The sequence below is a fragment of the Streptomyces sp. NPDC060002 genome, assembly GCF_042737245.1.
Lineage (GTDB): Bacteria > Actinomycetota > Actinomycetes > Streptomycetales > Streptomycetaceae > Streptomyces.
Map to the genome: position 1 here is coordinate 111,690 of NZ_JBHWUW010000019.1, position 18,220 is coordinate 129,909.

An 18,220-nucleotide genomic window follows, 5' to 3' on the forward strand; every position below is an offset into this window, starting at 1 on the left:
AGGGGACCGCAAGGATGGAGCAGGCACCGGAGCTGACGAGCGCGGCAGACCCCGCGTCGGAGGCCTGGCGGGCCAACGAGGCGGCGCACCGCGCACTCGTCGACGAGCTGCGCGGCAAGCTGGCCGCGGCCCGGCTGGGGGGTGGGGAGAAGGCGAGGGCGCGCCATACCGCGCGCGGGAAGCTGCTGCCCCGGGACCGGGTCGACAGCCTCCTGGATCCGGGGTCGCCCTTCCTGGAGCTCGCCCCGCTGGCCGCCGACGGCATGTACGAGGGGCAGGCCCCGGCGGCCGGGGTCATCGCCGGGATCGGGCGGGTCGGCGGGCGCGCCTGCGTGATCGTCGCCAACGACGCCACCGTCAAGGGCGGCACGTACTACCCGATGACGGTGAAGAAGCATCTGCGGGCCCAGGAGGTCGCCCTCGAGAACCGGCTGCCCTGCCTGTATCTCGTGGACTCGGGCGGGGCCTTCCTGCCCATGCAGGACGAGGTGTTCCCGGACCGGGAGCACTTCGGGCGGATCTTCTACAACCAGGCCCGGATGTCCGGGGCCGGGATCCCGCAGATCGCGGCGGTGCTGGGCTCGTGCACGGCCGGCGGGGCCTACGTCCCTGCCATGAGCGACGAGGCCGTCATCGTCCGCGGCCAGGGCACGATCTTCCTGGGCGGGCCCCCACTGGTGAAGGCCGCCACCGGCGAGGTCGTCACCGCGGAGGAGCTGGGCGGCGGCGAGGTGCACGCGCGGGTGTCCGGCGTGACCGACCACCTCGCGGAGGACGACGCGCACGCGCTGCGCATCGTCCGGAACATCGTCGGCACGCTCCCCGCGCGCGGACCCCTGCCCTGGGAGGTGCGGGCGCCCGTCGAGCCCAAGGTCGACCCCTACGGGCTGTACGGCGCGGTGCCCGTCGACTCCCGCACCCCCTACGACGCGCGCGAGGTCATCGCGCGCGTGGTCGACGGCTCCCGCTTCGCGGAGTTCAAGGCCGAGTTCGGGCAGACCCTGGTCACCGGCTTCGCCCGGATCCACGGCCACCCGGTCGGCATCGTCGCCAACAACGGCATCCTGTTCTCCGAGTCCGCCCAGAAGGGCGCCCACTTCATCGAGCTGTGCGACCAGCGCGGGATCCCGCTGGTGTTCCTCCAGAACATCTCCGGGTTCATGGTCGGCCGGGACTACGAGGCCGGCGGCATCGCCAAGCACGGTGCCAAGATGGTGACGGCCGTCGCGTGCACCCGCGTGCCGAAGCTGACGGTCGTCGTCGGCGGGTCGTACGGCGCCGGGAACTACTCGATGTGCGGCCGGGCCTACTCCCCTCGCTTCCTGTGGATGTGGCCGGGCGCCAAGATCTCCGTCATGGGCGGCGAGCAGGCCGCCTCCGTCCTCGCGACCGTCAAGCGCGACCAGCTCGAGGCGCGGGGCCAGGAGTGGCCCGCGGACGAGGAAGAGGCCTTCAAGGCACCGGTCCGGCAGCAGTACGAGCGCCAGGGCAACGCCTACTACGCCACCGCCCGTCTCTGGGACGACGGGGTCATCGACCCGCTGGAGACCCGGCAGGTACTGGGCCTCGCCCTGACCGCCTGTGCCCATGCGCCGCTGGGTGAACCCCAGTTCGGCGTCTTCCGGATGTGAGGAGGGGAGCCTTGATGTTCGACACCGTGCTTGTGGCCAACCGGGGCGAGATCGCCGTCCGCGTCATCCGCACCCTGCGCGCGCTGGGGGTGCGCTCGGTGGCCGTCTTCTCCGACGCCGACGCGGACGCCCGGCACGTCCGGGAGGCGGACACGGCCGTACACATCGGTCCGCCGCCGGCGGCCGAGAGCTATCTGTCGGTGGAGCGGCTGCTCGCGGCGGCCGCCCGCACCGGCGCCCAGGCGGTCCACCCCGGCTACGGCTTCCTCGCGGAGAACGCCGGCTTCGCGCGCGCGTGCGCCGACGCCGGGCTGGTCTTCATCGGGCCGCCCGCGGACGCCATCTCCCTGATGGGCGACAAGATCCGGGCCAAGGAGACCGTGCAGGCGGCCGGAGTACCGGTCGTCCCCGGGTCGAGCGGCAGCGGACTCACCGACGCCGAACTCGCCGACGCGGCCCGCGAGATCGGCGCGCCCGTCCTGCTCAAGCCGTCGGCCGGCGGCGGCGGCAAGGGCATGCGCCTGGTGCGGGACCTGGCCGTGCTGGACGAGGAGATCGCCGCCGCCCGCCGCGAGGCCCGCGCCTCCTTCGGGGACGACACACTCCTCGTCGAGCGGTGGGTGGACCGGCCCCGGCACATCGAGATCCAGGTCCTGGCCGACGGCCACGGGACGGTCGTGCACCTGGGCGAGCGCGAGTGCTCCCTCCAGCGCCGGCACCAGAAGATCGTCGAGGAGGCGCCCTCCGTCCTGCTGGACGACAAGACCCGGGCGGCCATGGGCGAGGCGGCGGTCCAGGCGGCGCGCTCGTGCGGGTACCGGGGCGCGGGCACGGTGGAGTTCATCGTGCCGGGCAACGACCCGTCCTCGTACTACTTCATGGAGATGAACACCCGCCTCCAGGTGGAGCATCCGGTCACCGAACTGGTCACCGGCCTGGACCTGGTGGAGTGGCAGCTGCGGGTGGCCGCCGGTGAGCCGCTGTCCTTCGGCCAGGAGGACGTCCGGCTGACCGGGCACGCGGTCGAGGCGCGGATCTGCGCCGAGGACCCCGCGCGCGGGTTCCTGCCCTCCGGCGGGACGGTGCTCCTGCTGCGCGAACCCCAAGGCGACGGCGTGCGCACCGACTCCGGGCTGAGCGAGGGCACCGAGGTCGGCAGCCTCTACGACCCGATGCTGTCCAAGGTGATCGCCTACGGACCGGACCGGGAGACCGCGCTGCGCAAGCTCCGGGCGGCCCTCGCGGAGACGGTCACGCTGGGCGTGCAGACCAACGCCGGGTTCCTGCGGCGGCTGCTGGCCCATCCGGCGGTGGTGGCAGGCGAGCTGGACACCGGCCTGGTGGAGCGGGAGGCCCCGAGCCTCGTCGCGGCCGACGTGCCGCAGGACGTCTACGCGGCGGCCGCGCTGCTGCGCCAGGCCGCGCTCGCCCCCGCGCCCGGTACGGGCTGGGTGGACCCCTTCTCCGTCGCGGACGGCTGGCGACTGGGCGGTGAGCCCGCCTGGACGGCACACCACCTGCATGTGCCGGGACACGACCCGGTGACCGTCCGCGTGCGCGGCACGGCGGACGGCACGGCCGAGGTGCTGCCCGCCGGGGCGGACACCCCGCTGCGGGGCGCCGCAGGGCCGCTCCCGGCGCCGGGCGCGGATTCCCGGTTCACCTGCCGGCTCGACGGCGTCGCACAGTCCTTCGCCGCGCTGCCGGACGGCGCCTGGCTCGGCCGTGACGGCGACGCCTGGAATGTGCGCGATCACGATCCGGTCGCCGAGTCCCTCTCCCGAGGGGCCCACGCGGGCGCCGACTCGCTCACCGCGCCCATGCCCGGCACGGTCACGGTGGTGAAGGTCGCCGTCGGCGACGAGGTGGCCGCGGGCCAGTCCCTGCTGGTCGTCGAGGCGATGAAGATGGAGCACGTCATCTCCGCCCCGCACGCCGGCACGGTGGCCGAACTGGACGTGACGCCGGGCACGACGGTCGCCATGGACCAGGTGCTGGCCGTCATCGCCCCGGCGGAGGAGGACCGGTGACCCTTCCCATGGCCGTACCGGCCGCGGGCCTGCCCACGCGGGTGCGCATCCACGAGGTGGGTCCGCGCGACGGGCTCCAGAACGAGAAGTCGACCGTGCCCACGGCCGTCAAGGCGGAGTTCGTCCACCGCCTCGCCGACGCGGGCCTCACCACCATCGAGGCCACCAGCTTCGTCCACCCCGGCTGGGTGCCCCAACTCGCGGACGCCGAGGAGCTGTTCCCGCGCGTGAGCGGCCTCGAGGTGGCGCTCCCGGTCCTGGTGCCGAACGAGCGCGGCCTGGACCGCGCGCTCTCCCTGGGCGCCCGCCGGGTCGCCGTCTTCGCCAGCGCCACCGAGTCCTTCGCCAAGGCCAACCTCAACCGCACGGTGGATGAGGTGCTGGCGATGTCCGAGCCGGTGGTGGCCCGGGCCAAGGCGCGGGACGTGCATGTGCGCGGCTACCTCTCCATGTGCTTCGGCGACCCGTGGGAGGGCGCGGTCCCGGTCGAACAGGTCGTCCGGGTCTGCCGGGCCCTGCTCGACCTGGGCTGCGACGAACTGAGCCTGGGCGACACGATCGGCGTGGCCACCCCGGGCCACGTCCGGGCCCTGCTGACCGCGCTGAACGAACAGGGCGTGCCCACGGACGTGCTGGGCGTGCACTTCCACGACACGTACGGCCAGGCACTCGCCAACACGCTCGCCGCGCTCCAGCACGGCGTCACCACCGTCGACGCCTCGGCGGGCGGTCTCGGCGGCTGCCCGTACGCCAAGTCCGCCACCGGCAATCTCGCCACCGAGGATTTGGTGTGGATGCTGCGGGGCCTCGGCATCGACACCGGGGTGGACCTCGGCCGTCTCGTCGCCACAAGCGAGTGGATGGCCGGCCGACTGGGCCGACCCAGCCCTTCCCGCACCGTCCGAGCACTGGGCACCACCACAGAGCCCCACAAGGAGCAGTGACCCGACATGGACCACCGTCTCTCCCCCGAACTGGAAGAACTCCGCCACACTGCCGAGGAGTTCGCGCACGACGTGGTCGCGCCCAAGATCGGTGACTTCTACGAGCGGCACGAGTTCCCGTACGAGATCGTCCGCGAGATGGGCCGCATGGGCCTGTTCGGGCTGCCGTTCCCCGAGGAGCACGGCGGTATGGGCGGCGACTACCTCGCCCTCGGCATCGTGCTGGAGGAACTCGCCCGCGTCGACTCGTCCGTGGCGATCACCCTGGAGGCGGGCGTCTCGCTGGGCGCCATGCCGATCCATCTCTTCGGGACCCCGGAGCAGAAGCGGGAGTGGCTGCCGCGGCTGTGCTCCGGCGAGATCCTGGGCGCCTTCGGGCTGACCGAGCCGGACGGCGGCTCCGACGCGGGCGCGACGCGTACGACGGCCCGGCTCGACCCCGAGACGGACGAGTGGGTGATCAACGGCACCAAGTGCTTCATCACCAACTCGGGCACGGACATCACGGGGCTGGTCACGGTCACGGCGGTGACCGGCCGCAAGCCGGACGGCCGACCGCTGATCTCGGCGATCATCGTCCCGTCCGGCACGCCGGGCTTCACGGTGGCGAGCCCCTACTCGAAGGTCGGCTGGAACGCCTCCGACACCCGTGAGCTGTCCTTCTCGGACGTGCGGGTCCCGGCGGCGAACCTGCTGGGCGAGGAGGGCCGCGGATACGCGCAGTTCCTGCGGATCCTCGACGAGGGGCGCATCGCCATCGCGGCGCTCGCGACCGGCCTCGCGCAGGGCTGTGTGGACGAGTCGGTGAAGTACGCGAAGGAACGGCACGCGTTCGGCCGTCCGATCGGCGCCAACCAGGCCATCCAGTTCAAGATCGCCGACATGGAGATGAAGGCGCACACGGCCCGCCTCGCCTGGCGGGACGCGGCCTCGCGGCTGGTGGCCGGCGACCCCTTCAAGAAGGAGGCGGCCCTCGCCAAGCTCTACTCGTCGACGATCGCCGTGGACAACGCCCGCGACGCCACCCAGGTGCACGGCGGCTACGGCTTCATGAACGAGTACCCGGTGGCCCGGATGTGGCGCGACTCCAAGATCCTGGAGATCGGGGAGGGTACGAGCGAGGTGCAACGGATGCTGATCGCCCGCGAGTTGGGGCTGCCCTGCTGAGTCCTGACCGGAAGTCGACCTGACCGTCGCGGGTCTTGTGCGCGCACGAGGTCCCCGTACCGCTCGATCCGGGCCGGTACGGCGGCCTCCCTGGCATGCCCTGAGGCCGTCCGGCCGCTCTTCGCATCCTCGGAGGGAACAGCAACTCCGGTCCTGAATGGGCCCCCTGACATTCCGTACACCTTCGATCCACAGGAGGTGCACAGAAAGCAGGCATGCGTCGGCGGAGGCGTTCCACGACCTGGAACCACCCTCTGGACACGAGCTGAGGTTAGGCTAACCTACGTTCGAACCGTCCTCGGGTGATCCGCCCCGTCCGAAAGTAGCCAGACACATGTCCAACGCCAGAGCCGCTCGTCCCACCCGCCGTGGCATCCTCGCCGCCGGTGGCGCCCTGGGCCTCGGTGCCGCCCTCGCCGCCTGCGGGGACGACGACGCGAGCAGCAGTGGCTCCCGGTCGTCGGCGAGCGCCTCGGCCAAGTCCGGTTCCTGGACCTTCAAGGACGACCGCGGCACCACGGTGAAGCTCGACGAGATCCCCGCGAACATCGTCGCCTTCACCGGCGTCGGCGCCGCCCTTTACGACTACGGCATCCAGGTCAAGGGTGTCTTCGGCCCGACCAGAACGGCCGCGGGCAAGGCCGACGTCCAGGCCGGCGACATGGACGTCACCAAGGTGACGGTCCTCGGCAACGTGTGGGACGAGTTCAACGTCGAGAAGTACGCGGCCCTCGCCCCCGATGTGCTCATCTCCACGATGTTCGACAACGCCGGCACCCTCTGGTACGTCCCCGAGGCCTCCAAGGACAAGATCGCCAAGCTCGCCCCGAGCGTCGGCGTCTCCGTCTACGACCGTCAGCTGACCGCTCCGCTCCAGCGCATGTGGGAGCTGGCCGAGTCGCTCGGCGCCGACATGACGGCGGCCGCGGTCACCGACGCCAAGAAGAAGTTCGAGGACGCGGCCGCCCGGCTGCGCGCCGCCGCCAAGGCCAAGCCCGAGATCAAGGTCCTGGCCGGTTCCGCGAGCGAGGCGCTCTTCTACGTCTCCGGCACCAACCTCTCCATCGACCTGGAGTACTTCAAGGCCCTCGGCGTGAACTTCATCGAGCCGCCGGAGAGCGCGAAGGCGGAGGGTGGCGGCTGGTACGAGTCGCTGAGCTGGGAGAACGTCGACAAGTACGCGGCCGACATCATCATGATGGACGACCGGTCCTCGACGATCCAGCCCGCCGACATCGCCGAGGCGACCTGGAAGAAGCTGCCCGCGGTGAAGGCGGGGCAGGTCATCGCGCGCTCGCCGGAGCCGATCCTTTCGTACGCGAAGTGTGTGCCGCTGCTCGAGAACCTCGCCGAGGCGCTCGAGAAGGCCAAGAAGGTTTCCTGACCAACGGGTGGCTTCGGTCGTGGGTGAACTGCGGGCCCCTCGTGGCTGGTCGCGCCCACCCGGCGGGGCCGCATAGCGATGCGGCCCCGCGCCCCTGAAAAGCAGGTGAGCCACCCCTCCCCACGTCTACAGGAGCGCCCCCGTGACCACCGCCGTTGTCGCGCCCTTCCGGTTCTTCTCCCTCCAGGTCGTACGCACTCGGCGACTCGGCTCCTCCCTGGTCCGGGTCACCTTCGCCGGGGAAGACCTGCGGCACTTCTTCTCCGACGGGCGCGACCAGTCGTTGTCGCTGTTCCTGCCGCACCCGGGGCAGTCCGTGCCGGCCGTTCCCTTCGAGCTGGGGGACGGCTGGTGGCAGGCGTGGCGTGAACTGCCGGACGGTGTGCGGGCGGTGATGCGGTCGTACACGCTGCGTGCGCTGCGGCGCGATCCCGACGAGATCGACATCGACTTCGTGCTGCACACCCCGGCCGGGCCCGCCTCCGCGTGGGCCTCGGGCGCCGGCGCCGGGGACCGGGTCGTCCTGCTGGGCCCGGCCCTGGCGGACAACCGCGCGATCCGGTTCCGGCCGCCCGCGGACACCGATCTGATCGTGCTGTGGGGCGACGAGACCGCCCTTCCGGCCGTCGCGTCGATCCTGGAGTCCCTGCCGGCCGGACAGCGCGTCCGGGTCTGGCTGGAGGCGTCCGACGCCCGGAACGTGCAGAGGTTGGCGACGGCCGCGGACGCCGAGGTCACCTGGGTGGTCGGGGAGAGCTCCGTGGACGCCCTCCGGGAGGCCCGGCTCCCGGCCGCCGAGCACCCGTACGTCTGGATCGCGGGCGAGTCGGGGTGTGTGAAGGCGTTGCGCCGCCACTTCGTCCAAGAACGCGGGGTCGACCGGCGCCGGATCACCTTCGTCGGGTACTGGCGCCAGGGCATGAACGAGGAACAGCTCCGCGCGTCGGAATAGCCACCACCCGTGCCCCCAGGGGCAGTTGCGTGGGGGCGCCGACGTGATCACGGTCACGGCAGACGCCAGGTTCCCCCCAGCGCTACTTAGGTTAGGCTAACCTAAGTTGAACCCGATGCTCCGTCCCGAGCCCGTCCCGCAGCAGACCTCGTCCCCACCCCCCGGAGGACCCCCACCATGCGCTCGCACCTGCTCAATGACACGAACGCGGAGCAGTACCGCCGCTCCGTGACCGAAGGAGTAGAGCGGGTGGCCGCCAAAATCGCCGCCACCGACCGTCCGTTCACCGGCGTCTCGGTCGACGCCCTCGCGCCCCGCATCGACGGGATCGACCTGGACAAGCCGCTGCACGACACCACGGCCGTCCTCGACGAGCTGGAGGAGGTCTACCTCCGCGACGCGATCTACTTCCACCACCCCCGCTACCTCGCCCACCTCAACTGCCCGGTCGTCATCCCCGCCGTGCTGGGCGAGGCCGTCCTGTCGGCCGTCAACTCCTCCCTCGACACCTGGGACCAGTCGGCCGGCGGCACCCTCATCGAGCGCAAACTGATCGACTGGACGACGGCCCGCATCGGCCTCGGCCAGGCCGCCGACGGCGTGTTCACCTCCGGCGGCACCGCGTCCAACCTGCAGGCGCTGCTGCTCGCCCGCGAGGAGGCCAAAGCGGAGTCCCTCGCCGAACTGCGCGTCTTCGCCTCCGAGGTCAGTCACTTCAGCGTGAAGAAGTCCGCGAAACTGCTGGGCCTCGGACCCGAAGCGGTGGTGTCCATCCCGGTCGACAACGACAAGCGGATGCAGACCCTCGCGCTCGCCCGCGAGCTCGAGCGGTGCAAGCAGGCCGGTCTGACGCCCATGGCCGTGGTCGCCACCGCCGGCACCACCGACTTCGGCTCCATCGACCCGCTGCCCGAGATAGCCGAGCTGTGCGACCGGTACGGCACCTGGATGCACGTCGACGCGGCCTACGGCTGCGGACTGCTCGCCTCCGTGAAGTACCGGGACCGCATCGACGGCATCGAGCGCGCCGACTCCGTCACCGTCGACTACCACAAGTCCTTCTTCCAGCCGGTGAGTTCGTCGGCCGTACTGGTCCGCGACGCGGCCACGCTCCGCCACGCCACCTACCACGCCGAGTACCTCAACCCGCGCCGCATGGTGCAGGAGCGCATCCCCAACCAGGTGGACAAGTCCCTGCAGACCACCCGCCGCTTCGACGCGCTCAAACTGTGGATGACCCTGCGGACGATGGGCGCCGACGGCATCGGGCAGCTCTTCGACGAGGTCTGCGACCTGACCGTCGAGGGCTGGCACCTGCTGGCCGCCGACCCGCGCTTCGACGTCGTCGTCCAGCCGTCGCTCTCCACCCTCGTCTTCCGCTACATCCCCGCCGCCGTCACCGACCCGGCCGAGATCGACCGCGCCAACCTCTACGCCCGCAAGGCCCTGTTCGCCTCCGGTGACGCGGTGGTCGCGGGCACGAAGGTCGGCGCCCGCCACTACCTGAAGTTCACCCTGCTGAACCCCGAGACGACGACCGACGACATCGCCGCCGTCCTCGACCTGATCGCCGGCCACGCCGAGCAGTACCTGGGAGAGTCCCTTGACCGCGCTTCCTGAAGCCAGCCACACCTATGACTTCGTGGGGATCGGGCTCGGCCCCTTCAACCTCGGCCTCGCCTGCCTCACCGAGCCGATCGACACGCTCGACGGTGTCTTCCTGGAGTCCAAGCCGGACTTCGAGTGGCACGCCGGCATGTTCCTCGACGGCGCCCACCTCCAGACGCCGTTCATGTCGGACCTGGTCACCCTGGCCGACCCGACCTCGCCGTACTCCTTCCTCAACTACCTGAAGGAGAAAGGCCGGCTGTACTCGTTCTACATCCGCGAGAACTTCTACCCGCTGCGGGTCGAGTACGACGACTACTGCCGCTGGGCCGCGAACAAGCTGAGCAGCGTGCGCTTCTCGACGACGGTCGCGGAAGTGACGTACGAGGACGACGTGTACGTCGTGCGGACCACCGCCGGCGAGCGCTTCCGTGCCCGTCACCTGGTCCTGGGCACCGGCACGCCCCCGTACGTCCCCGAGGCCTGCGCGGACCTGGGCGGCGACTTCCTGCACAACTCCCGCTACCTGCGGCACAAGGCGGAGCTGCAGAAGAAGGAGTCGATCACGCTGGTCGGCTCCGGTCAGTCGGCCGCCGAGATCTACTACGACCTGCTCAGCGAGATCGACGTCCACGGCTACCGGCTGAACTGGGTCACCCGCTCCCCGCGCTTCTTCCCTCTCGAGTACACCAAGCTCACGCTGGAGATGACCTCCCCGGAGTACATCGACTACTTCCGCGAGCTGCCGGAGCAGACCCGCTACCGCCTGACGGACGAGCAGAAGAACCTCTTCAAGGGCATCGACGGCGATCTCATCAACGAGATCTTCGACCTGCTCTACCAGAAGAACCTCGGCGGCCCGGTACCCACCCGACTGCTCACCAACTCGTCCTTGACCAGCGCGAGTTACGCCGACGGCACCTACACCCTCGCCTTCCGCCAGGAGGAGCAGGGCAAGGACTTCGGCCTGAGCTCCCAGGGGCTGGTCCTGGCCACCGGCTACAAGTACGTCGAGCCGGAGTTCCTCGCGCCCGTCCGCGACAGACTGCGCTACGACTCCCACGGCAACTTCGACATCGCCCGCAACTACTCCATCGACACCACGGGCCGCGGCGTGTTCCTCCAGAACGCGGGCGCGCACACCCACAGCATCACCTCCCCCGACCTCGGCATGGGCGCGTACCGCAACAGCTCGATCATCCGTGACCTGCTCGGCAGCGAGTACTACCCGGTCGAGAAGACCATCGCGTTCCAGGAGTTCGCCGTATGAGCACGACCACGGCCGCCGTCGGCCGTCTCACCCTGCGCCCCCTCGACCCGGTCGAGGACGCCGAGCTGCTGCACGGCTGGGTCACCCACCCCAAATCCGCGTACTGGATGATGCAGAACGCGAAACTCGTGGACGTCGAGCGCGCCTACATGGACATCGCGGCCGACGAGCACAGCCACGCCCTCATCGGCCTGCACGACGGTGAGCCCGCCTTCCTGATGGAGCACTACGACCCGGCCCACCGTGAGCTGGTCGGCCTGTACGAGCCACGCCCCGGCGACGTCGGCATGCACTTCCTGGTCGCCCCCACCGACCGGCCCGTGCACGGGTTCACCCGGGCCGTGATCACCGCCGTGATGGCGCGCCTCTTCGACGACCCGGCCACCTCACGGGTCGTCGTCGAGCCGGACGTCTCCAACACGGCGGTCCACGCCCTCAACGAGGCCGTCGGGTTCGTGCCCGAGCGGGAGATCCAGAAGCCGGAGAAGCGGGCGTTGCTGAGCTTCTGCACGCGCGAGCAGTTCGTCGCCGCGACGGAGGTGCCGGCATGAGCCTCACCGACGCCGTCGCCCACCTCTCCCCCGAGCGCTGGGAGAAGGCCAACCGTCTGCTCGTCCGCAAGGCCCTCGCGGAGTTCGCGCACGAGCGCCTGTTCACCCCCGAGGAGAAGGACGGCCGCTACGTCGTACGCAGCGACGACGGGCTGACCTGCTACCGCTTCACGGCCGTCCGCCACGCCCTCGACCACTGGCAGGTGGACGCCGACTCGATCACCCGCACCCGCGACGACGCCGAACTCCCGCTCGCCGCCCTGGACTTCTTCATCGAGCTGAAGAAGACACTGGGCCTGAGCGAGGAGATCCTGCCGGTCTACCTGGAGGAGATCTCCTCCACCCTCTCCGGCACCTGCTACAAACTGGCCAAACCGCAGATCACGTCGGCGGATCTGGTCAGGAGCGGCTTCCAGGCCATCGAGACCGGGATGACCGAGGGCCACCCCTGCTTCGTCGCCAACAACGGGCGGCTCGGCTTCGGCGTCCACGAGTACCTGTCGTACGCGCCGGAGACGGCGAGCCCGGTCCGGCTGGTGTGGCTGGCCGCGCACCGCTCACGGGCCGCGTTCACGGCGGGCGTCGGCATCGCGTACGAGTCGTTCGTGCGGGAGGAGCTGGGCGAGAAGACGGTCGAGCGCTTCGACGGGATCCTGCGCGAGCAGGACCGGAACCCGGACGACTACCTCCTCATCCCCGTCCACCCCTGGCAGTGGTGGAACAAGCTCACCGTCACCTTCGCCGCCGAGATCGCGCGCGGGAACCTGGTCTGCCTCGGCGAGGGCGACGACGAGTACCTGGCGCAGCAGTCCATCCGGACGTTCTTCAACTCCTCGCACCCCGAGAAGCACTACGTGAAGACGGCCCTGTCCGTCCTCAACATGGGCTTCATGCGCGGTCTCTCGGCCGCCTACATGGAGGCGACCCCGGCCATCAACGACTGGCTGGCCCAGCTCATCGACAACGACCCGGTACTGAGGTCGACGGGCCTGTCGATCATCCGGGAGCGGGCGGCCGTCGGCTACCGGCACCTGGAGTACGAGGCGGCGACGGACCGCTACTCGCCGTACCGCAAGATGCTGGCCGCACTCTGGCGGGAGAGCCCGGTGCCGACCCTCCGGGACGGCGAGTCGCTCGCGACCATGGCCTCCCTGGTCCATGTGGACCACGAGGGCAACTCGGTGGCCGGCGCGCTGATCGAGCAGTCGGGCCTGACGCCGACCCAGTGGCTGCGCCGCTACCTCCAGGCGTACTACACCCCGCTGCTGCACAGCTTCTACGCCTATGACCTGGTGTTCATGCCGCACGGCGAGAACACCGTCCTGGTCCTGAAGGACGGGGCGGTGCAGCGGGCGATCTACAAGGACATCGCCGAGGAGATCGCGGTCCTGGACCCGGACGCGGTACTGCCGCCCGAGGTCCGGCGCATCCGCGTCGAGGTGCCCGAGGACAAGAAGCTCCTGTCCATCTTCACGGACGTCTTCGACTGCTTCTTCCGCTTCCTCGCGGCCGGCCTCGCCACCGAGGGGATCCTCGAGGAGAACGACTTCTGGCGCACGGTCGCCGAGGTCACCCGCGCCTACCAGGAGGCGAACCCCGAACTGGCCGACAAGTTCCGCCAGTACGACATGTTCGCCCCCGAGTTCGCCCTGTCCTGCCTCAACCGCCTCCAACTGCGCAACAACCGGCAGATGGTGGACCTGGCTGACCCGTCGGGCGCCCTCCAGCTGATCGGAACCCTGAGGAATCCCGTCACAGGGTTCTGATCCGGACAGACGGGCGCCCCCGGGTACGGTCCTCGGGGGCGCCCGTCGCCGTCTTTGGAAGAATCCCCCCATGGCGGAAATCATCCAGAAGGACGGCACCTGGGTCTTCGACGGCGATGCCCTGCGGCTGACCCCGGGCCGGGACAAGAACGTCAGCCCGCTGCGCAGGGAACTGGGTGAACTGGTCGTACCCCTGGGCGCGTTGGCGGGGCTGTCGTTCGAGCAGGGCAAGAAGACCGGACGGCTGCGGCTGCGGCTGCGGGACGGCGCCGACCCCCTGCTCCAGGCGACCGGCGGACGGCTGACCGAGCCGCACGATCCGTACCAGCTGCTCGTCGACTCCGACCGGTACGGGGTCGCCGAGTACCTCGTGGACGAGGTACGCCAGGCACTGCTCCTCGACGAGGTGCCGGCCGACCCGGTGGACGCGTATCTGCTGCCCGGCCCGTCCGTACCCCTGTCCGCCTCCGCCGGGGACGGCACCGCGAGCTTCGACGGTGAGCGGGTGCGCCTGGAGTGGAACTGGAAGACCGAGGAGTCCAAGTCCTCGGCCGGCGCCCGCAGTCTCGGCATCGCGGAGATCGAGGCCGTGGAGTGGCAGCCCGCGGTCGGCCTCGAGAACGGCTGTCTGCGCTTCCGGCTGCGGCACGCGCCGACGAAGGCGCCGGCCAAGTACGACCCCAACGCCGTGGAGCTGTGGGGGTTCAAGAAGGATCCGCTGATGGCGCTCGTCGCGGCGGCCGTGCAGGCCAGGCTGCCCCATCCGGCGGCCGGACCCCGGGACGCCCTGCCCGCGCAGCGCGAGCCGGACCCCACCGCCGGGGACGACCACGACGCGCTGCTGCGCCGTCTGCGCGAACTCGGCGACCTGCGCCGCGACGGCGTCCTGACGGACGAGGAGTTCGCGACGGCCAAACAGGCGGTCCTCAGACGCATGTAGCGCGGACGCGGACCGCCTGCCAGGCTTTCTCGGCGGGCTACTTCGCCTTGCGGGCCACGGTGAAGTGGTCGACCTGGTCACCGGTCTCGGCGATGCCGCGCACGGTCAGCGTGGCCGTACGGCCCTTCGCGGCCGGGGTGACGTCCACCCGCAGGAACGAGTAGTCGAGGTAGCGCACGCGCGACCAGGTGACGGTCTCGTTGACCTTGCCGTCCTTGGTGTTGATGAAGGAGGCGACGGAGTCGACCTCGTTCTCGTGCCCCTCGTAGGAGAGCGGGGCGGTGAAGGCGTACAGGCTGCGGCCGGCCGCGCCCGCCGTGACGTACACCACGCCCTCGGTCTCGGGGTACGCCGTGCCGCCGATCGGGAGCTTCTTGGCGACGGCGCCCTTCTTGAGGACGTCGGTGCGCTCGTACTGGTGGTTGTGGCCGTTGATGACCAGGTCGACCGTGTACTTCTCGAACAGCGGCACCCACTCCTGGCGCACGCCCCCCTCCGAGGCGTGCGCGGTGGAGGTGCAGTAGGCGCAGTGGTGGAAGAAGACCACGACGAAGTCGACGTCCTTCGACGCCCGGTACTTCTTGAGCTGCGTCTCCAGCCACTTGGTCTGGGTGCCGCCCGAGATGCCGAGGTTGGCCGGGATCTCGAAGGAGATGTCGTTGGCGTCGAGCGAGATCACCGCCGTGTTGCCGTAGACGAAGGTGTAGACGCCCGGGAGGTTCTTCGCGTCGGGGCCGTTGTCCGGGAGGTTCCAGCGGGCGTCCTCGCCGCCGTAGCCGTTGGGCGAGTACCAGGCCTCCATGTCGTGGTTGCCGTAGGCCGGCATCCACGGGACGGACTTGGCGACGGACTCGGTCTGGGCGAGGAACTGGTCCCACACCCGGGAGTCGAAGCCGGTGTCGGCGGTCTTGCCCGCGCCGGCCGGGTCGGCGTAGGCGATGTCGCCGGCGTGCAGGTGGAAGGCCGGGTTCTGGCCGAGGAGGAGGCTGTTGTTGGCGAGGCCGTGGTAGCCGACGCCCTCGTCGCCGAAGGCGGTGAAGGTGAACGGCGCCTTGTGGTCGGGGGCGGTGGTAAAGGTGCCGAGCGTGCCGAGGAGATGGGCGGCGGCCGGGTCGAAGCCCGTGTGGCCGACGCCGTAGTAGTACGTCCGGCCCGGCTTGAGGTGGGTGAGCTCGGCGTGCACGTAGTACTGGGTGTGGTCGCCGCTGGCGCCGACCCCGGCCGGGGTGTGCAGGGTGCGCACCTCGGCCTCGATCTTGCGGGAGAGGTCCCAGGGGTGGGCGCCGATCCGGATGAAGGGCTTCTTCACCGCGACCGGGACCTGCCAGGAGACCGTGATCTCGGTGCGCGGGTCCTTGCCGAAGGCGAGGTGGCGGCCGAAGGGGGCGACGAGCGCGCCGTCGACGTGCTCGGCGGCCGGTGTGGTCTTCGGGGTCTGCGTCGGCACAGCGGCCTGTGCCGTGGCGCCGGTCACGAACGCGCCACCCGTGACGGTGCCGAGCGTGACGGCGCCGCCTCTGATCATCGTGCGCCGGGAGAACTTGGCGCGCAGGTACTCGTGCTGCTCGGCCATGCTCATGCGTTCGGCGAGCCGCTCGGGTACGCCCATGCGAGGAGTGTCCATGACGTCTGAAAATGGTCGCCTCGGGCGACGGGCCGCAAGACGCCATATGGACGGTTCGCGAACAGCGGCTCATAACACATTCAATGTTCTCCCAAGGCTCCCTAACAGGGGCCTGCCCGAAATCGGGCACGATTCTTGCGAAACCGGCTCGCGTACCCCAGGATCTACCGGGTGCACGACGAACTCGTTGATCACCTGACGCGATCCACGCCCCTCCAGCGGGGCGAGGCGCTGCGGGTGATCCAGGACGTGCTCGCCTACTTCGACGAGACGACCGAGGACTACGTCCGTCGCCGCCACCGCGAGCTCCAGGCCCAGGGCCTGGTCAACGCGGAGATCTTCGAACGGGTCGAGGCGGACCTGAAATACCGTGCGGTGGCGCCGCCCGAGCTCACGCTCAGGCAGCTGCGGCGCATCGTCTACGGCTGATCGAAAGCTTGGGGATACCTATATATGTGCGGAATCGTCGGATACATCGGCAGGCGTGACGTGGCCCCGCTGCTGCTCGAAGGCCTTCAGCGGCTCGAGTACCGCGGCTACGACTCGGCGGGCATCGTCGTCACCTCGCCGAAGACGGCCGGTCTGAAGATGGTCAAGGCCAAGGGCCGGGTCCGCGACCTGGAGGCCAAGGTCCCGGCGCGCTTCAAGGGCACCACCGGCATCGCCCACACCCGCTGGGCCACCCACGGCGCCCCGTCCGACGCGAACGCCCACCCGCACATGTCGGCCGACCTCAAGGTCGCCGTCGTCCACAACGGCATCATCGACAACGCCTCCGACCTGCGCAAGAAGCTCGAGGCCGACGGCGTCGAGTTCCTCTCCGAGACGGACACCGAGGTCCTCGTCCACCTCGTCGCCCGCGCCCAGGCCGAGAAGCTCGAGGACAAGGTCCGCGAGGCGCTGCGCGTGGTCGAGGGCACCTACGGCATCGCCGTCATGCACGCCGACTTCAACGACCGGATCGTCGTCGCCCGCAACGGCTCCCCGGTCGTCCTCGGCATCGGCGAGAAGGAGATGTTCGTCGCCTCGGACATCGCCGCGCTGGTCGCCCACACCCGCCAGATCGTCACCCTCGACGACGGCGAGATGGCCACCCTGAAGGCCGACGACTTCCGCACCTACACGACCGAGGGCACCCGCACCACGGCCGAGCCGACCACCGTCGAGTGGGAGGCCGCCTCCTACGACATGGGCGGCCACGACACCTACATGCACAAGGAGATCCACGAGCAGGCCGACGCCGTGGACCGCGTGCTGCGCGGCCGCATCGACGACCGCTTCTCCACCGTGCACCTCGGCGGCCTCAACCTGGACGCCCGCGAGGCGCGCCAGATCCGCCGCGTGAAGATCCTCGGCTGCGGCACCTCGTACCACGCGGGCATGATCGGCGCCCAGATGATCGAGGAGCTCGCCCGCATCCCCGCGGACGCCGAGCCCGCCTCCGAGTTCCGCTACCGCAACGCGGTCGTGGACCCCGACACCCTGTACATCGCCGTCTCGCAGTCCGGTGAGACGTACGACGTGCTGGCGGCCGTCCAGGAGCTGAAGCGCAAGGGCGCCCGGGTGCTGGGCGTGGTCAACGTGGTCGGCTCGGCGATCGCCCGCGAGGCGGACGGCGGCGTGTACGTGCACGCGGGCCCCGAGGTCTGTGTCGTCTCGACGAAGTGCTTCACCAACACCACGGTCGCCTTCGCGCTGCTCGCCCTGCACCTGGGCCGCACCCGCGACCTCTCCGTGCGCGACGGCAAGCGGATCATCGAGGGCCTGCGCAAGCTGCCCGCGCAGATCGCCGAGATCATGGAGCAGGAGGCGGAGATCGAGAAGCTGGCCGAGACGCTCGCCGAGGCCCGCTCGATGCTCTTCATCGGCCGCGTCCGGGGCTACCCGGTCGCCCGTGAGGCCTCGCTGAAGCTCAAGGAGGTCTCGTACATCCACGCCGAGGCCTACCCGGCCTCCGAGCTCAAGCACGGTCCGCTGGCGCTCATCGAGCCCGCGCTCCCGACGGTCGCGATCGTCCCCGACGACGACCTGCTGGAGAAGAACCGCGCCGCGCTGGAGGAGATCAAGGCCCGCAGCGGAAGGATCATCGCGGTCGCCCACCGGGAGCAGGAGAAGGCCGACCAGACGGTCGTCGTCCCCAAGAACGAGGACGAGCTCGACCCGATCCTGATGGGCATCCCGCTCCAGCTCCTCGCCTACTACACGGCGAAGGCGCTCGGCCGCGACATCGACAAGCCGCGCAACCTGGCGAAGTCGGTGACGGTGGAGTAGCCCTCCCCGCTCACACGGAACGGCCCCCCACGTGTGCCACCTGCGTGTGGGGGGCCGTTCTGTTGCCGGGGACGCCCAACTC

The 18,220-nt window shown here is 70.3% G+C and carries 14 protein-coding genes; 13 read left to right on the forward strand and 1 reads right to left on the reverse strand.

The features are described 5' to 3' along the window. Positions 1 to 14: 14 nt before the first annotated feature. The 11 genes from ACFWBD_RS19125 (at position 15) to ACFWBD_RS19175 (ending at position 14,243) form a co-directional block, all read left to right on the forward strand. Entirely contained in the window at positions 15 to 1,631 is a 1,617-nt protein-coding gene (locus ACFWBD_RS19125; RefSeq protein ID WP_385667887.1) for a carboxyl transferase domain-containing protein, read from the forward strand. Positions 1,632 to 1,645: 14 nt separating this feature from the next. After that, positions 1,646 to 3,661: an acetyl/propionyl/methylcrotonyl-CoA carboxylase subunit alpha gene (locus tag ACFWBD_RS19130; protein WP_385667889.1), complete on the forward strand. Its 2,016-nt coding sequence runs from the start codon at positions 1,646 to 1,648 to the stop codon at positions 3,659 to 3,661. A gap of 8 nt (positions 3,662 to 3,669) precedes the next feature. Next, positions 3,670 to 4,605 (forward strand): hydroxymethylglutaryl-CoA lyase, encoded by a 936-nt coding sequence (locus tag ACFWBD_RS19135; RefSeq protein ID WP_385667941.1) that lies wholly within the window; start codon positions 3,670 to 3,672, stop codon positions 4,603 to 4,605. Between the two features lie 6 nt (positions 4,606 to 4,611). Next, positions 4,612 to 5,772, forward strand: coding sequence for an acyl-CoA dehydrogenase family protein (locus ACFWBD_RS19140; protein ID WP_385667891.1), 1,161 nt, complete (start codon positions 4,612 to 4,614; stop codon positions 5,770 to 5,772). A gap of 334 nt (positions 5,773 to 6,106) precedes the next feature. Then, positions 6,107 to 7,156: an ABC transporter substrate-binding protein gene (locus ACFWBD_RS19145; protein ID WP_385667893.1), complete on the forward strand. Its 1,050-nt coding sequence runs from the start codon at positions 6,107 to 6,109 to the stop codon at positions 7,154 to 7,156. Between the two features lie 142 nt (positions 7,157 to 7,298). Next, the gene (locus ACFWBD_RS19150) at positions 7,299 to 8,108 is read left to right on the forward strand and encodes a siderophore-interacting protein (RefSeq protein WP_385667895.1); all 810 of its coding nucleotides are present in this window, start codon (positions 7,299 to 7,301) and stop codon (positions 8,106 to 8,108) included. Positions 8,109 to 8,285: 177 nt separating this feature from the next. Beyond that, positions 8,286 to 9,728 carry a lysine decarboxylase DesA gene (gene desA / locus ACFWBD_RS19155; protein ID WP_385667897.1) on the forward strand — a complete coding sequence of 481 codons (1,443 nt, stop codon included), beginning with the start codon at positions 8,286 to 8,288 and terminating at the stop codon, positions 9,726 to 9,728. After that, positions 9,712 to 10,986 (forward strand): lysine N(6)-hydroxylase/L-ornithine N(5)-oxygenase family protein, encoded by a 1,275-nt coding sequence (locus ACFWBD_RS19160; protein ID WP_385667899.1) that lies wholly within the window; start codon positions 9,712 to 9,714, stop codon positions 10,984 to 10,986. The genes desA and ACFWBD_RS19160 overlap by 17 nt, the downstream gene beginning before the upstream one ends. After that, positions 10,983 to 11,537 (forward strand): GNAT family N-acetyltransferase, encoded by a 555-nt coding sequence (locus tag ACFWBD_RS19165; protein WP_385667901.1) that lies wholly within the window; start codon positions 10,983 to 10,985, stop codon positions 11,535 to 11,537. Before ACFWBD_RS19160 ends, ACFWBD_RS19165 begins: the two co-directional genes overlap by 4 nt. Next, positions 11,534 to 13,303, forward strand: coding sequence for an IucA/IucC family protein (locus ACFWBD_RS19170; protein WP_385667903.1), 1,770 nt, complete (start codon positions 11,534 to 11,536; stop codon positions 13,301 to 13,303). The genes ACFWBD_RS19165 and ACFWBD_RS19170 overlap by 4 nt, the downstream gene beginning before the upstream one ends. 70 nt (positions 13,304 to 13,373) lie before the next feature. Then, positions 13,374 to 14,243, forward strand: coding sequence for a DUF4429 domain-containing protein (locus tag ACFWBD_RS19175; RefSeq protein ID WP_385667905.1), 870 nt, complete (start codon positions 13,374 to 13,376; stop codon positions 14,241 to 14,243). 37 nt (positions 14,244 to 14,280) lie between these two features. Here ACFWBD_RS19175 and ACFWBD_RS19180 read toward each other — a convergent pair whose 3' ends face one another. Then, positions 14,281 to 15,852 carry a purple acid phosphatase family protein gene (locus ACFWBD_RS19180; RefSeq protein WP_385667907.1) on the reverse strand — a complete coding sequence of 524 codons (1,572 nt, stop codon included), beginning with the start codon at positions 15,850 to 15,852 and terminating at the stop codon, positions 14,281 to 14,283. 186 nt (positions 15,853 to 16,038) lie between these two features. Here ACFWBD_RS19180 and ACFWBD_RS19185 point away from each other — a divergent pair, with 186 nt between their 5' ends. Both ACFWBD_RS19185 and glmS read left to right on the forward strand, forming a co-directional pair. After that, positions 16,039 to 16,296, forward strand: a complete 258-nt coding sequence (locus ACFWBD_RS19185) for a hypothetical protein (RefSeq protein ID WP_189918144.1) — start codon at positions 16,039 to 16,041, stop codon at positions 16,294 to 16,296. Between the two features lie 24 nt (positions 16,297 to 16,320). Further along, positions 16,321 to 18,138, forward strand: coding sequence for a glutamine--fructose-6-phosphate transaminase (isomerizing) (gene glmS / locus ACFWBD_RS19190; protein WP_385667909.1), 1,818 nt, complete (start codon positions 16,321 to 16,323; stop codon positions 18,136 to 18,138). The last annotated feature ends 82 nt before the right edge of the window (positions 18,139 to 18,220 follow it).

Excerpts from the sequence above, each read along its gene's own strand:
- ACFWBD_RS19125 (WP_385667887.1), top strand. The coding sequence starts at position 15 with ATGGAGCAGGCACCGGAGCTGACGAGCGCGGCAGACCCCGCGTCGGAG.
- ACFWBD_RS19130 (WP_385667889.1), top strand. The coding sequence starts at position 1,646 with ATGTTCGACACCGTGCTTGTGGCCAACCGGGGCGAGATCGCCGTCCGC.
- ACFWBD_RS19135 (WP_385667941.1), top strand. The coding sequence starts at position 3,670 with ATGGCCGTACCGGCCGCGGGCCTGCCCACGCGGGTGCGCATCCACGAG.
- ACFWBD_RS19140 (WP_385667891.1), top strand. The coding sequence starts at position 4,612 with ATGGACCACCGTCTCTCCCCCGAACTGGAAGAACTCCGCCACACTGCC.
- ACFWBD_RS19145 (WP_385667893.1), top strand. The coding sequence starts at position 6,107 with ATGTCCAACGCCAGAGCCGCTCGTCCCACCCGCCGTGGCATCCTCGCC.
- desA (WP_385667897.1), top strand. The coding sequence starts at position 8,286 with ATGCGCTCGCACCTGCTCAATGACACGAACGCGGAGCAGTACCGCCGC.
- ACFWBD_RS19165 (WP_385667901.1), top strand. The coding sequence starts at position 10,983 with ATGAGCACGACCACGGCCGCCGTCGGCCGTCTCACCCTGCGCCCCCTC.
- ACFWBD_RS19170 (WP_385667903.1), top strand. The coding sequence starts at position 11,534 with ATGAGCCTCACCGACGCCGTCGCCCACCTCTCCCCCGAGCGCTGGGAG.
- ACFWBD_RS19175 (WP_385667905.1), top strand. The coding sequence starts at position 13,374 with ATGGCGGAAATCATCCAGAAGGACGGCACCTGGGTCTTCGACGGCGAT.
- ACFWBD_RS19180 (WP_385667907.1), bottom strand. The coding sequence starts at position 15,852 with ATGGGCGTACCCGAGCGGCTCGCCGAACGCATGAGCATGGCCGAGCAG.
- glmS (WP_385667909.1), top strand. The coding sequence starts at position 16,321 with ATGTGCGGAATCGTCGGATACATCGGCAGGCGTGACGTGGCCCCGCTG.